The organism is Streptomyces sp. NBC_00259 (assembly GCF_036181745.1).
GTDB classification, from domain to species: domain Bacteria; phylum Actinomycetota; class Actinomycetes; order Streptomycetales; family Streptomycetaceae; genus Streptomyces; species Streptomyces pratisoli.
Genome location: NZ_CP108080.1, coordinates 388,745 through 402,701, shown reverse-complemented (window position 1 = coordinate 402,701; position 13,957 = coordinate 388,745). Strand labels below are relative to the sequence as shown.

Genomic DNA, 13,957 nt, shown 5'->3' with positions numbered 1-13,957 from the left:
CCATGTGCCGTGTGGTCGATCTGCAACAGGCCGTGCTGGCCAAGAACGACGCGACAGCGCAGACACTGCGCGCTGAGCTGGCGGCCCGCGGGACGACGGTCGTCAACGTGCTCTCCAGCCCGGGCAGCGGCAAGACCGCGCTGCTGGAGGGCGAGCTGCTGCTGGCGCGCGAGCGGGGCGTACGGGCCGCGGCCCTCACGGCCGACCTGGCCACCGAGAACGACGCCGTGCGCCTCGCCAGGTCCGGACTCCCGGTCAAGCAGGTCCTCACCGACGGGCTCTGCCATCTGGAGGCGGACATGCTCGCCGGCCATCTGGACGGCTGGCTGCCCGAGGACACCCGGCTGCTGTTCGTGGAGAACGTCGGCAACCTCGTCTGCCCCGCCTCGTACGACCTCGGCGAGTCGCTCAGAGTCGTGCTCGCCTCGGTCACCGAAGGCGAGGACAAGCCGCTGAAGTACCCCACCGCCTTCGGACTCGCCCAGCTCGTGGTCGTCACCAAGACCGACATCGCGACGGCCGTCGGCTTCGACGAGGCCGCCTTCCGCGCCCACGTCGAACAGGTCAACCCCGGCGTGGACGTGGTCCTGACGTCCGCGCGCACCGGTGAGGGGGCCGGAGTCCTGCTCGACCGGGCGCTGGCCGCCACCGAAGGCACCGGAGTCCACACGCCGGTGATGGCGCGGGCGAGGTCGTGACCACATCCCGGCAGGGCCTGGCCGCCCCGATGCCGGGGCTCGCCGTCGACCCGACCGTGCGCCGGCGCCGGGTCACCGTCCGGGGCGTGGTGCAGGGCGTCGGCTTCCGGCCGTTCCTCTACGCCCTCGCCACGGAACTGGAGCTGACCGGCCATGTGACCAACACCGGGGAAGGCGTCGTCGCGGAGGTCGAGGGGACACCGCTCGCCGTGGCCCGGTTCTGTGCCCGGATCGCCGAGGAGGCCCCGCCCCTCGCGCTCGTCGAATCGGTCCACGACCAGGAGGTTCCCGTAACCGGCGGAAGCGGATTCATCATCGTCGCTTCGACGACGGACGGCCCGGTGCGCACTCTGGTCTCCCCGGACACGGCCACCTGCGCCGACTGCCTCCGGGAGCTCGCCGATCCGGCCGACCGCCGCCACCGGCATCCCTTCATCACGTGCACGCACTGCGGTCCGCGCTTCACCATCGTCAAGGGCCTGCCCTACGACCGCGAGCACACCACGATGGCCGACTTCCCGATGTGCGCCGACTGCGCCCGGGAGTACGCCGATCCGGCCGACCGCCGCTTCCACGCCCAGCCCGTCGCCTGCCCCTGCTGCGGGCCCCGGCTGCGGATGATCGTGGCGCCCGCCGCGCCAGGGCTGCGATCCCGGCACGTGGTCGCGCCCGACCCGAACGACCGGAGCCTGGGCGGTCCGGTCGGCGCCGACCCGGTCGCCGAGGCGCGTCTGCTCCTGTCCGACGGCGCGATCCTCGCGGTGAAGGGGCTCGGCGGCTACCACCTCGCCTGCGACGCGACGAACGCGGCCGCCGTGGCCCTGCTGCGCCGCCGCAAGGCGCGCGGTGACAAGCCCTTCGCGCTGATGGCCGGGGACCTCACGGACATCGACCACCTCGTCCATCTGGACGCGGCGGAACGGGAGTTGCTCACCGGGAGCATCCGGCCCATCGTCCTGCTGCGCCGCCGGAGCGAACCCCTCCCGCGGCCCGGAGCCCCGAGGCCGGCCGAGGCGGTCGCCCCCGGGAGCCCGGACCTCGGCGTCATGCTCCCGTACACCCCACTGCACCACCTGCTGCTCGGGCTTCCCGGCGACGAGGGCCCCGGGCCCCGCCTCCTCGTCATGACCAGCGGCAACATGGGCGGTGAGCCGATCGTCACCGACGACGAGGAAGCACTGGAGCGGCTGGCCGACCTGGCCGACGCCTGGCTGCTGCACGACCGCCCGATCCATGTCCCGTGCGACGACTCCGTGGTGCGTGTCTGCGACGGAGAACCGCTGACGCTGCGCCGTTCCCGCGGCCATGCCCCGCTGCCCGTCACCCTGCCCGTGTCCGTCCGCCCGGCCCTCGCCGTCGGCGGCGACCTCAAGAACACCTTCTGCCTCGGCAAGGACCGCAAGGCCTGGCTGTCCGCCCACATCGGCGACATGGACGACTTGGCCACGCACCATGCCTTCGCCTGCGCCGAGGAGCAGTTGGAGGAGATCACGGGGGTACGGCCCGGAATGCTGGCGGCCGACCGCCACCCCGGCTACCGCTCCGCCCGCTGGGCGGCGCACAACGCGGAGAGCCGGCCCCTCGTCCGCGTACAGCACCATCACGCGCATGTCGCGGCCGCCATGGCCGAGCACGGCCTGGACGGCGGGCGGCCGGTGATCGGAGTCGCCTTCGACGGCACCGGATACGGCGACGACGGAGCGGTGTGGGGCGGAGAGTTCCTGCTCGCCGACTACGACGGCTTCATCCGCTACGCACACCTCGCGTACGTCCCGCTCCCCGGCGGCGACGTGGCCGTACAGCGCCCGTACCGCATGGCCCTCGCCCATCTGCGCGCCGCGGGCCTCGAATGGAGCGGTGACCTGCCGTGCGTGGCCGCCTGCCCGTCCCAGGAACTGCGGCTCCTGGAACGGCAGTTGGAGCGAAACCTGAACTGTGTGCCCACGTCGAGCATGGGCCGGCTGTTCGACGCCGTCTCCTCGCTGGCGGGCGTGTGCCAGAGCGCCGGGTACGAGGCGCAGGCGGCCATCGAGCTCGAAGGGGCCGCGGTGACGGCCGGGAGCGGGTACGGCGAGGCCTACGCCTTCACCCTGCGGCCGGCCGGCGCCGGACCCGGGGCCGCGCTGACCGCGGACTCCGCACCCGTCCTGGCGGCGGTCGCGGACGACGTACGCGCGGGCGTCCCGGCACCCGTCGTCGCGGCGCGCTTCCACGCGGCGGTCGCGGCACTGGTGCGCAGGATCTGCGTGATGGCCCGCGAACGGCACGGGCTCGGGACGGTGGCGCTGACCGGCGGAGTGTTCGCCAACGCGCTGCTCTCCTCCGCCTGCGCCCGGGGTCTGCGGGAGGACGGGTTCACCGTGCTGCGCCACCACAGGATCCCCCCGAACGACGGAGGACTGGCGCTCGGCCAGCTCGTCGTGGCCGCCCGCGCGACGGCGAGAACCGGCACGGGAGGGGCCGGCACGGGAGAGAGCGGATGACGCGGCGGCACGAAGCACGACAGCGGCACGCGGCACGACAGCGAGGAGAGACACATGTGCCTGGCGGTACCCGGCAGGGTGCTGGACATCGAGGACCGGGACGGCACCCGTATGGCCACCGTCGACTTCGGCGGCGTCGTCAAGGAGGTGTGCCTGGAGTATCTGCCCGATCTGCGGGTCGGTGAATACGCCATCGTCCACGTGGGGTTCGCCCTGCAGCGGCTGGACGAAGAGTCGGCGCGGCGGACCCTGGAGCTGTTCGAGACCCTCGGCCTCCTCCAGGAGGAGTTCGGCGACCCCCTGGAGGCCCAGCAGTGAAGTACATCGACGAGTTCCAGGACCCCGACCTGGCGAGGCGGCTGCTCGACGAGATCCGCTCCACCGTGACCCGGCCGTGGGCGCTGATGGAGGTCTGCGGAGGCCAGACCCACACCATCATCCGGCACGGCATCGACCAACTCCTGCCCGATGAGGTGGAGTTGATCCACGGCCCGGGCTGCCCGGTCTGCGTCACCCCGCTGGAGGTCATCGACAAGGCGCTGGCGATCGCGTCCCGGCCCGGGGTGATCTTCTGCTCCTTCGGGGACATGCTGCGCGTGCCGGGAACGGACCGCGACCTGTTCCAGGTGCGCAGTGAGGGCGGCGACGTACGAGTGGTGTACTCACCGCTCGACGCGCTGCGTGTCGCCCAGCAGAACCCGGACCGCGAGGTCGTGTTCTTCGGCATCGGCTTCGAGACCACCGCGCCCCCCAACGCCATGACGGTGTACCAGGCCCGCAAGCTCGGCATCCCCAACTTCAGCCTGCTGGTGTCCCATGTGCGCGTACCGCCCGCGATCGACGCGATCATGCGCTCCCCGAGCTGCCGCGTACAGGCCTTCCTCGCCGCCGGCCACGTCTGCAGCGTGATGGGCACCGGCGAGTACCCGGATCTCGCCGAGCGGTACGAGGTCCCCATCGTGGTGACCGGGTTCGAGCCCCTGGACATCCTCGAAGGAGTACGCCGCACCGTCCTCCAGCTGGAGCGCGGCGAGCACACCGTGGACAACGCCTACCCGCGGGCCGTCAGGCCCGAGGGGAACCCCGCCGCCCGGGCCATGCTGGCCGATGTCTTCGAGGTCACCGACCGCTCCTGGCGCGGCATCGGGGTGATCCCCGACAGCGGATGGCGGCTGTCCCCGCGCTACCGGGAGTACGACGCCGAGCACCGCTTCTCGGTGACCGGCATCGACACCCGCGAACCGGCGGCGTGCCGCAGCGGCGAGGTGCTGCAGGGCCTGCTGAAGCCCCACGAGTGCGAGGCGTTCGGCACCAGCTGCACCCCGCGCACCCCGCTGGGAGCCACGATGGTCTCCAGTGAGGGCGCGTGCGCGGCCTACTACCTCTACCGGCGGCTGGACCTGACGCCCGCCGCCGCATCGGATTCCCTGGAGGGCAGCGCCGTTGTCTGAGACGACCGAAGTGAGAGCCGGAGCCCTGGACGTCCTCGGGTGGACGTGCCCGGCGCCGCTGCGGAACCAGCCGCGCGTGGTCATGGGCCACGGCGGTGGCGGCGCCATGTCCGCGGAGCTGGTCGAGCACCTCTTCCTGCCCGCTTTCGGAGGGCCCGACCTCGCCGGTACGGTCGACGCCGCGGCGCTCGAACTGGGCGGTGCGCGGCTGGCGTTCTCCACCGACTCCTTCGTGGTGCGGCCGCTGTTCTTCCCCGGCGGCAGCATCGGCGACCTCGCCGTCAACGGAACGGTCAACGACCTCGCCATGAGCGGTGCCCGGCCCGCGTACCTGTCCTGCGGGTTCATCCTCGAGGAGGGCGTCGAGCTGTCGGTCGTGCAGCGCGTGGCCGAAGCCCTCGGGGCGGCCGCGCGGACCGCGGGCGTGGAGGTGGTGACCGGTGACACCAAGGTCGTGGAGGCGGGCCACGGCGACGGCATCTTCATCAACACCTCGGGCATCGGCCTGATCCCGCACGGTGTCGACCTGCGTCCCCAGCGCGTCGTGCCCGGCGACGTCGTGATCGTCAGCGGACCCGTCGGGGTCCACGGCGTGGCCATCATGAGCGTGCGCGAGGGCCTGGAGTTCGGGGTGGAGATCGAGAGCGACTGCGCCCCGCTCGCCGGTCTGGTGGAGGCGATGCTCGCCGTCACCGAGGATCTGCACGTCCTGCGGGACCCGACGCGCGGGGGACTGGCCGCCGCGCTCAACGAGATCGCCTCCGCCTCCGGCACGGGCGTCGTCGTCCAGGAACGCGCCGTCCCCGTCCCGGCCGCCGTCGCCAACGCCTGCGCCGTGCTCGGCCTCGACCCGATGTACGTCGCGAACGAGGGCAAGCTCGTCGCGTTCGTCCCGCGCGAGCACGCCGACGCCGTGCTGGCGGCCATGCGCGCGCATCCGCTGGGCCGCGAGGCCGCGGTGATCGGAGAGGCGGTGGAGGCGCACCCCGGAATGGTGGTGGCCCGCACGGGGCTCGGCGGCACCCGCGTGGTCGACATGCCGCTCGGGGAGCAACTGCCGCGCATCTGCTGAGGCCAGGGCGGTCCCGCACGCCGACGGCGACTCGCACGCCGGCGGCGGTGGCCGCGGTCCCGGCCGCGAACGCCCTGGCAACCTACGGATCGTCGTGTTTCCGCGCCGCGGTTTGGCCACCGTGGAGCAGGACCCGTCGTGGCGGCGCCCCTAGCCTCACCGGAACGACGTGATCGACGCGAGCGCCGCGAGCGGTGCGACGCGCACGAGGAACGAGGGGCGGTACCGGTGAACTGGCTCATCCACGACTACCGCGAGAGCGATCTCGCGGCGGTCGTCCACCTGATCGACACGACGGCCGAACTCGGCCAGGAGTCCGTCTTCTCCCTCGCCGAGTGCATCGGTGCGCTTACTTCCCGGCAGCCCGCCGTCGTCGCCGTCCACCAGGGAGTCCCCATCGGCGCGGCGCTCGCGACCGTGGCCGGTGAGCGGGCTTGGGTCATGCGGATCGCCATCGCCTCCGCCTGGCGGGGGCGGGGTGTGGCCAGTGCCCTGCTGGTGGAGCTGGAGCGGCGGCTCGTCGCCGCGCGGGTGGGCCGTATCGCGTACGTGCTGCCCGAGGAGGAACTGCTCGGCGAGGGGCTGCTGAACGCGGGCTACACACGCCGGCCGGCCGTCGCCTACTTCGAGAAGGCCGAGCCGGTCCACGGCCCGGCGGCCAGTCTGCTGGAGGACCTCGGCGGACGGTTCCTGCCGGGCGACCTGTGGGCGAAGGTGGCCGGGATGGAGACCGAGAAGGACCTGATCGAGCGGCGTGTCGTGCTGCCGCTGGCGCAGCCCGAGCGGGCCGCGCGGCACGGCGTCCGGCCACCGCGGGCCATCGCGCTGTTCGGTCCGCCCGGGACGGGGAAGACGACGTTCGCCCGGGGCATCGCGTCCCGGCTCGGCTGGCCCTTCGTCGAGCTGCTGCCGTCCCGCCTCGCCGACGAGGGCAATCCGGCGGCGGCGCTGCGGAGCGCCTTCGCCCGGATCGCGGAGCTGGAGCGGGTCCTCGTCTTCATCGACGAGGCCGAGGAGATCGCCCCGGTGCGTGCCGAGCCCGCGCAGCCCGGCGGGATGCACGGGGTCACGAACGAACTGCTCAAGCTGATTCCCCGCTTCCGTGAGGGCGACGAGCGGCTGCTCGTGTGTGCCACCAACTCGATACGGTCGCTCGACCCCGCGTTCCTGCGGCCCGGACGGTTCGACTACGTGATCCCGATCGGTACGCCGGATCCGGCGGCGCGCTCGGCGATCTGGTCCCGCTACACGGACGGGCGGGCCGATGTCGACGTGCCGGAGCTGGTGGCCGCGAGCGAGCTGTTCACCCCGGCCGACATCGAGCACGCGGCCCGGATCGCCGCGCAGGCCGCGTTCGAGCGGGATCTGGAGGGGATCGCGGGCGGCGCGGACAGGCGGCGGGTGCCCGGCGCGAGCACCGAGGACCATCTCGCGGCGATCGCCCAGTGCCGGCCGAGCGTGACGCCCGCGATGATCGACCGGTTCGACGAGGACATCACGGCTCACGCGCGGTTCTGAGCGTCCGCCCCGCTCGGCGGCCGGGCCCCCACTCATCGATCGCGATTCGGATAAAAGTCGCATAATGGCCATTCAGGGCTGTCGCCGGATGCGATGCGCGGATCGCCGCGAAGGAGGGCCTCATGGGTCGGGACGAAGCGTTCGAACTGGTCTTCACAGGTGGGGCCGCGTCGGTGCCCGACGGCGAGGACGCCGTCGTGGTGCACCGCACCGACCGCAAGGGACCGGGCGGGCATCCGATCTACGCCGATGACACCGGCATCGTCCAGGCGGAGATCAGCGACCGCGGCGAGGTCCGCATGATCGCCAGCGGCGGCCACCAGCAGCCCGCCTCCGGTGTCGAGGTCAGACCCGTGGTCCAGCCCTAGCCGCAACCGGCGGACGGGCGGCTCACCAGGCCAGTTCGTCGTCGAACATCGTCACGGAGGCCTCCGGGAGCTCCGCGCCCAGGGCGATCTCCGCCCAGATGATCTTGCCTGGGCTCACATAGCGTGTGCCCCAGCGCTGGGAGAACTGCGCGACGAGGAAGAGGCCGCGGCCGCCCTCGTCCGTCGCGGCGGCGCGGCGGAGGTGCGGTGAGGTGCTGCTGCCGTCGGAGACCTCGCAGAAGAGTGTGCGGCCGTACAACAGCCGCACCTGCACGGGGTCGGCGCCGTAGCGGATCGCGTTGGTCACCAGTTCGCTCAGCACGAGTTCGGTGACGAAGACGGACTCCTCCAGTCCCCATTCCTCGAGCCGCCGCCCCGCCTCGGCCCGGACCCGGGACACGGCCGACACGTCGAGCGGTACGTCCCACACCGCGGACCTGTACCGGTCGAGGCGCCGGGTGCGGGCGACGAGGAGCGCGATGTCGTCGGTGGGCTGGCCGGGCAGCATCGCGTCCGTCACGGCGAGACAGGTCTCCTCGGGCGTCAGCCCGGCCGGTGCGATCGCGCTGCTCAGCAGCGCCAGTCCCTCGTCGACGTCCCGGTGCCGGTCCTCGACCAGCCCGTCGGTGAAGAGCACGAGCCGGCTGCCCTCGGCCAGATCCACCTCGGTCTCCTCGAACGGATGGCCGCCGACGCCGAGCGGCGGCGACACGGGCAGCTCCGGAAACGTCACCCCGTTCCAGGGGTCGACGAACGCGGGCGCGAGGTGCCCGGCATGGGCGAGGGTGCAGCGTCCGCTGACCGAGTCGTAGATCGCGTACAGACAGGTCGCGCCGGTCACCGTCGTCCGGTCGACCTCCGACCCGGGCGCCTGGTCCGCGTCGATGCGCAGCACCAGGTCGTCGAGGTGGGCGAGGAGATCGGCGGGCGGCAGGTCGAGCGAGGAGAAGTTGAGGATGGCCGTCCGCAGCCGGCCCATCGTGGCCGCGGCGTGCATCCCGTGCCCGACGACGTCCCCGACGACCAGCGCGACCCGCAGCCCCGGCAGCGGGATCACGTCGAACCAGTCGCCGCCCACTCCCGCCTGCGCGGGCAGATACCGCCAGGCCACGTCGAGCGCGTCCTGCTCGGGCAGATCCCGGGGGAGCAGACTCCGCTGCAGCGTCACCGCCATCGCGTGCTCCCGCGTGAACCGTCGTGCGTTGTCGATCGCCACCGCCGCCCGGGCCGCGAGCTCCTCGGCGAACGAGGTGTCCTCCTCGTCGAAGCGCGGGGCGTCCGCCGACCGCCAGAAGTTGACCAGGCCGAGCACGACGCCACGGGCCTGGAGCGGCACGGTGATCAGCGAGCTGATGCCGTACGCCAGCGCCTGCCTGGCCCCTTCCGGGTCCTCGATCCCCCAGGTCCCGGACGTGGCGAGATCCGGTTCGATCAGCGCCCGGCCGTTGTCGAGCGCCGTCGTCATCGGGGTGACGTTGATCGGGATGAGATCGCCGACCGGCTGGAGGGGATGGTCCTCCCGGATGCCGCTGAGCGCGGTGCGCCGCATCTCGCTGAGCACACCCGTGGGTTCGTCACCACGCAGCACGGGATCGAGCAGTTCCACGGTGACGAAGTCGGCGAACCGCGGGACGGCCACCTCCGCGAGCTCCCTCGCCGTCCTGCGCACGTCCAGCGTCGTACCGATCCGCACCCCGGCCTCGTACAGGAGTGTCAGACGCTCCCGGGCCACCTCGGCCCGTCCCGACAGGGCCCGCAGCTCGGTGGTGTCGCGAAGGCTCGCCACCAGGCCGGTCACTCCGCCGTACGGGGCCGTGGGCCGCGTGTTGACGGCCAGCAGCCGGTCCCCGGAGAGGAACACCTCGTCGGAGACCTCCTTGCCCGACACCAGCAGCCGGGTGAAGCTCGGGCCGAGGTGCAGCTCGGTCACAGGCCGGCGGTCCGCGTCGGCGGGCAGATCGAGCAGCCGCCGCGCCTCGTCGTTGGCGAGCAGCAGCCGGCCGTCGCCGCCGACGATCAGGACGCCCTCGCGCACCGCGTGCAGAACGGCGTCGTGGTGCTCGTACATCCGGGTCATCTCGGCCGGGTCGAGCCCGTGGGTCTGCCGCCGCAGCCGCCGGCTGACCAGCGCCGCCCCGCCGGTGGCGAGCACCAGCGCGCCGGCGGCCGAGGTCAGCAGGACCGGCAGTTGCCGGTCCAGCAGATCGCCGACGTTCGCGACCTGGATGCCGGCGCTGACGAGGCCGACGACGCGTCTGCCGGAGTCGAGCACGGGGACGACGGCCCGTACCGCGTTGTGCGGCTCGCCCTCGAACGTCTCGGTGAAAGACTTTCCCGCGGCCGCCCGCGAGACGTCGCCCTCCACGCGCTGTCCGATCAGCTGCGGCTCCGGGTCGGTGTAGCGGATCCCGTCCTTGCCCAGTACGGAGATGAAGTCGACCCCGGCGCCGCGCTGGGCCTTCTCGGTGGCTGGCTGCAGGACGGCGGTCGGATCGGAGGACTCGAGGGCCGCGGCGGTGCCGGGCGCGTGCGCGAAGGTCTCTGCCGCGGCGAGGGAGCGGTTGTGGGCGTCCTCGTAGCTGTCGTACTTCGCCTGCAGGACCAGGGCGACCGCCGCGGCGATGACGAGCAGGATCACCACGATCGCCTGCAGGAGGAACACCTGGGTGGCGAGGCTGTGCACGCTGAGTGCCGACTGCAGACGACGACGCCACCCCGGGCGCTCGCGCTGATCGCGCGAGCGCGGGCGGCTGGACGGCATGACCGCCGTCAGCCAGGACCGGCGGGGACGTCCGATCATGTCCCAGTTCTAACACTGGCCCGCCCCAAGGGGCGACCGGTCAACGACCGGGTGGAGCCACGTGGAACCCGGCCCGGACGGGAGCGGTTCGCACGCGACACCCGTTCGGGGGCACACCGGACTGTTCACGTCGCGCTTCCGGGTAGGCGAGGGCACATGCCCTTCAGATTCGGCGAGCCGGACCACGACCGGGCGCGCCGCGGTCACTGGTTCGCACGGCTCTACGGTCGGTTGATGACCTCGGTGGCCGGGCTCGCCTGGAACCGTGGGCGCGAGATGGAGCTGCTGCACCGTGCCATGGGGTTCGCGGCGCTCTGCTTCCTCACTCTCGTACCGCTGCTGGTCGTCGTCGCCGCGGCCGACCCGGCGAGTGGCCAGGGCTTCGCCAAGTGGCTGGTGCAGGGGCTCGGTGTGTCGTCGCAGGTGTCGCAGGAGGAGGTCGCGGACCTCTTCGGCCGGCCGGGGGAGGCGCTGCAGAGGACCACGGCGTTCGGTCTCGCCGCGCTGGCCGCGTTCGGGGTGACGTTCGGATCCGCCGTGCAGACCGGCTACGAGCGTGTGTGGGACCTGCCGACGGCGCGGTGGCACACGATGTGGCGGCACGTCGTCTGGCTCGCGGTACTGGTGGTCGCGCTGCTGCTCTTCGTCAACACGCCTACCCCGGCGGAGGCCTCCACGCTGGAGAGGGTGCTGGTTCCCGCCGTCGACCTGCTGGGCACCTTCGTCTTCTTCTGGTGGTCGCAGTGGCTGCTGCTGTGCGGCCGGCTCCGCTGGCGCGCGCTGGTCCCCGGCGCCGTGGCGACGGCGGTCGGGCTGCTCGGGCTTCGGGTCTTCTCCCAGTTCGTGTTCTCGCCCCTGATCGCGACGAACGCCGTGACGTACGGGTCGATCGGGACCGTGCTGGTCCTTCAGTCCTGGCTGGTCGGGGTGGGTTTCGTCGTCTACGGAGGGGCGCTGGTGGGGCGGCTCTTCCACGAGTACGAGGTACGGCGCAGGCTCACCGGTGAACTGTACGAACCCCCGCCGCAGGCGCCGCAGGCGTGAAGCGGCCGCCTGCCGGACGAGGTGGACACGGACGGCTCGTCAGCCGGATCGTCGGTCGTCAGCCGACTCGGCAGCCCGCTCGTCAGCCGGATCGTCGGCCGGATCGTCAGTCGAACGACGCGAAGTAGGACGCGGCCATGTCGTCCCCGCCTCGCCCGTCGCGCTCCACCCGTTCGAAGCGCGCCACGCCGGCCTGTGCGAGGTCCAGCCGCACCCCGGCGCGTTCACCGGCCTCGACGATCAGCCGGCCGTCCTTGAGCGCGTTGGTGACGCTGAAGCTGGGGGAGAAGTCGTCGGCCAGGATCGCCGCGGCCTTGACGCGCAGATAGCCGTTGTCCAGCACCCCGCCCGCCACGGCGTCGAGGAACGCCTGCGGGTCGACGTCCAGCCCGCGGGCCAGGCTCATCGCCTCGGCCGCGGCGTGGTTGAGTGCCGAGACCCAGCCGTTCAGCACCAGCTTCAGCCGGCTCGCCGCCGCGGTGGCACCGTCGTCCCCCACCCAGAGAGTCCGCCGTCCCACGGCGTCGAACACCGGGGCGAGGACGTCCCGTGCGGAGGCCGGGCCCGCCGCCAGGACGAGCAGTTCGCCCTGCTCGGCCGGCTGTCGGCTGCCGAGCACCGGCGCGTCCACGAACGTGAGGGACCGCTCGCGCGCGAAGCCGGCCAGCTCCGCCGTCGCGGCGTCGCCGACCGTGGCGGACTGGGCCCATACCGTTCCGGCCGCGAGAGCGTCCGCCGCCTCACGCATCACGGCGAGCACCCGGGGCCCGTCGTTGAGCATGGTCAGCACCACATCCGCACCGTCGACCGCCTCGGCGGGCGACGCGGCGCCGTACGCCCCGTCCGCCACCAGAGCCTCCGCCTTCTCCCGGGTGCGGTTCCAGACCCGGACGGGCAGGCCCGCGCGGAGCAGGGAGCGCGCCATGCCCGCGCCCATGATCCCGGTGCCCAGCAGGGCCACCGTGGGACGGGCCTTCGTGTTGTCAGCTGTCGGTGCGGTCACCTGCGTCGCCTCCCGGGCTCTGTCCCCCCGAAGCCCCCCGAAGCGGGGATCTCCGTGAGGAGATCCCCGGGGGTGATCCTATGGCTGCTGCTCCGGTACGAGCCCGTCGGCGACCAGGCCCGCGAGGACCGCCTCGCCCAGCGCGTGCACCGCCGACTGCGGGCGGACCATCACCGTGAACTCCTTGATCCTGCCCGCGTCGTCGAACTGCAGCATGTCGATGCCGTGGATCTGCTTGCCCTGCACCTCGGCCCGGAACATCAGGATCTCCGAGGGGGCCTCGGCGCCGTCCGCGCTGGTCTCGGCCGTGCCGTCGAACCTCCCGATGTAGTGGAACCCCTCGAACGTGCGCAGCAGTACGCCGAACAGCCCCAGGACCATCACCCTGCCCTCGAAGGGCGTGAACTTGACCGGGCTGTAGAGGCGTACGTCCTCGGTGAACAGGTCGTCCAGCGCGCCGAGGTCGCGCTTCTCCACGGCGGCCTTGAAACGGTCTGCGGTCTCCATCACGGCTCCTCACTCACTGCTCAACAATGTGTCTAGTCATTTTGTTGACTATGGAGCTGTTCATCAAGCGGTCGTACCGCACCGGAAGTAAAATGAACGACGGTTTCCGCAGGTTTCCGCAGGGCGCAGGAACGGATGCACTCCGGAGAGGTCCATGACGCCGCGTCGTCTTCCGCGGTCGGCGAGCGCCGACGACCTCTTGACGACCCTCGGGCTGCTCACCGCACAGGCGCGACAGGGCGCCGAGGAGCAGCGCGCCCGCGTCGATCTGGCCGAGGCCCTTCAGCGCGAGATGCTTCCGGAGACACTGCCGTCCCTGCCAGGGCTGCGGACCGCGGCCAGGTACGCCCCCGCCCGCGACGGACTCGACATAGGCGGCGACTGGTACGACGGCTTCGTGATGCCCGACGGTTCGCTGGGGTTCTCCATCGGCGACGTACAGGGCCATGACGTCGAGGCCGCGGCCTTCATGGGGCAGATACGCATAGGCCTGCGTGCCGTGGCGCTGGCGGCGACCGACCCGGGCGAGGTGCTCGGACGGGCCAACGACCTGCTGGTGTCGGTCGGCCGGGACCTCTTCGCGACCTGCACCTTCCTCCGCTTCGACCCGACGACGTGGGTGCTGGAGAGCGCCCGGGCCGGTCATGTCCCGGCCGTCTGGGGCACGGCCGACGGCTGGTGCGAGGCCGCGCAGGACCCCGGCGGGCTGCCGCTCGGCATCGAGCCGGGCGAGGCGTACCCGGTGACCACGCGCCGACTGACCCAGGGCGGTGCCTTCGTGCTGCTGACGGACGGGGTGATCGAAGGGCCCGCCGTGCCGATCGAGGCGGGCCTCGCGCGGGTGACCCGGGTGGTGGCGGCCGGAACCGGCGCCGATGCCGACGTCCTGGCCGCCGAGGTCATGAAGGCGGCCGAGTTCACCGGCCACACGGACGACGCCGCGGTGCTGGTGCTCTGCCATGACGCGGCGCCGGCCGGGCCCGAGGGCGGGGCGGGGTAGCCACCGGCGGTCC

General features: G+C 72.4%; 12 protein-coding genes. 9 read left to right on the top strand and 3 right to left on the bottom strand.

What is annotated here, in order from left to right:
* The first annotated feature begins 2 nt into the window (after positions 1-2).
* The 7 genes from hypB to OG766_RS01910 all read left to right on the top strand — a co-directional run bounded on the left by hypB (position 3) and on the right by OG766_RS01910 (position 7,590).
* On the top strand, positions 3-698 hold the full coding sequence (gene hypB, locus OG766_RS01940) for a hydrogenase nickel incorporation protein HypB (RefSeq protein WP_328724380.1): 696 nt from the start codon (positions 3-5) through the stop codon (positions 696-698).
* A 29-nt stretch (positions 699-727) separates the two neighbouring features.
* Positions 728-3,181 (top strand): carbamoyltransferase HypF, encoded by a 2,454-nt coding sequence (gene hypF, locus OG766_RS01935; RefSeq protein ID WP_328727413.1) that lies wholly within the window; start codon positions 728-730, stop codon positions 3,179-3,181.
* Between the two features lie 54 nt (positions 3,182-3,235).
* Positions 3,236-3,499, top strand: a complete 264-nt coding sequence (locus tag OG766_RS01930; RefSeq protein WP_266377212.1) for a HypC/HybG/HupF family hydrogenase formation chaperone — start codon at positions 3,236-3,238, stop codon at positions 3,497-3,499.
* Positions 3,496-4,632, top strand: coding sequence for a hydrogenase formation protein HypD (gene hypD / locus OG766_RS01925; protein WP_266377215.1), 1,137 nt, complete (start codon positions 3,496-3,498; stop codon positions 4,630-4,632). Before OG766_RS01930 ends, hypD begins: the two co-directional genes overlap by 4 nt.
* Positions 4,625-5,704, top strand: a complete 1,080-nt coding sequence (gene hypE / locus OG766_RS01920) for a hydrogenase expression/formation protein HypE (RefSeq protein WP_328724379.1) — start codon at positions 4,625-4,627, stop codon at positions 5,702-5,704. The genes hypD and hypE overlap by 8 nt, the downstream gene beginning before the upstream one ends.
* A gap of 228 nt (positions 5,705-5,932) precedes the next feature.
* Positions 5,933-7,222 (top strand): ATP-binding protein, encoded by a 1,290-nt coding sequence (locus tag OG766_RS01915; protein ID WP_328724378.1) that lies wholly within the window; start codon positions 5,933-5,935, stop codon positions 7,220-7,222.
* A 122-nt stretch (positions 7,223-7,344) separates the two neighbouring features.
* Complete coding sequence (locus tag OG766_RS01910) at positions 7,345-7,590, top strand: DUF6296 family protein (RefSeq protein ID WP_266377221.1); 246 nt, start codon at positions 7,345-7,347, stop codon at positions 7,588-7,590.
* A gap of 22 nt (positions 7,591-7,612) precedes the next feature.
* Here the strand turns inward: OG766_RS01910 and OG766_RS01905 are convergent, their stop codons facing one another.
* Positions 7,613-10,351 carry a SpoIIE family protein phosphatase gene (locus tag OG766_RS01905; protein WP_328727412.1) on the bottom strand — a complete coding sequence of 913 codons (2,739 nt, stop codon included), beginning with the start codon at positions 10,349-10,351 and terminating at the stop codon, positions 7,613-7,615.
* 195 nt (positions 10,352-10,546) lie between these two features.
* On the opposite strand from OG766_RS01905, the gene OG766_RS01900 reads away from it, so the two are divergent.
* Positions 10,547-11,434, top strand: a complete 888-nt coding sequence (locus OG766_RS01900) for a YhjD/YihY/BrkB family envelope integrity protein (RefSeq protein ID WP_328724377.1) — start codon at positions 10,547-10,549, stop codon at positions 11,432-11,434.
* A gap of 106 nt (positions 11,435-11,540) precedes the next feature.
* Here the strand turns inward: OG766_RS01900 and OG766_RS01895 are convergent, their stop codons facing one another.
* Both OG766_RS01895 and OG766_RS01890 read right to left on the bottom strand, forming a co-directional pair.
* The gene (locus OG766_RS01895) at positions 11,541-12,437 is read right to left on the bottom strand and encodes an NAD(P)-dependent oxidoreductase (RefSeq protein WP_266377226.1); all 897 of its coding nucleotides are present in this window, start codon (positions 12,435-12,437) and stop codon (positions 11,541-11,543) included.
* A 78-nt stretch (positions 12,438-12,515) separates the two neighbouring features.
* Complete coding sequence (locus tag OG766_RS01890) at positions 12,516-12,944, bottom strand: nuclear transport factor 2 family protein (RefSeq protein ID WP_328724376.1); 429 nt, start codon at positions 12,942-12,944, stop codon at positions 12,516-12,518.
* A gap of 154 nt (positions 12,945-13,098) precedes the next feature.
* Between OG766_RS01890 and OG766_RS01885 the strand changes: the two genes are divergently transcribed.
* Entirely contained in the window at positions 13,099-13,944 is an 846-nt protein-coding gene (locus tag OG766_RS01885; RefSeq protein ID WP_328724375.1) for a PP2C family protein-serine/threonine phosphatase, read from the top strand.
* Positions 13,945-13,957 lie beyond the last annotated feature (13 nt).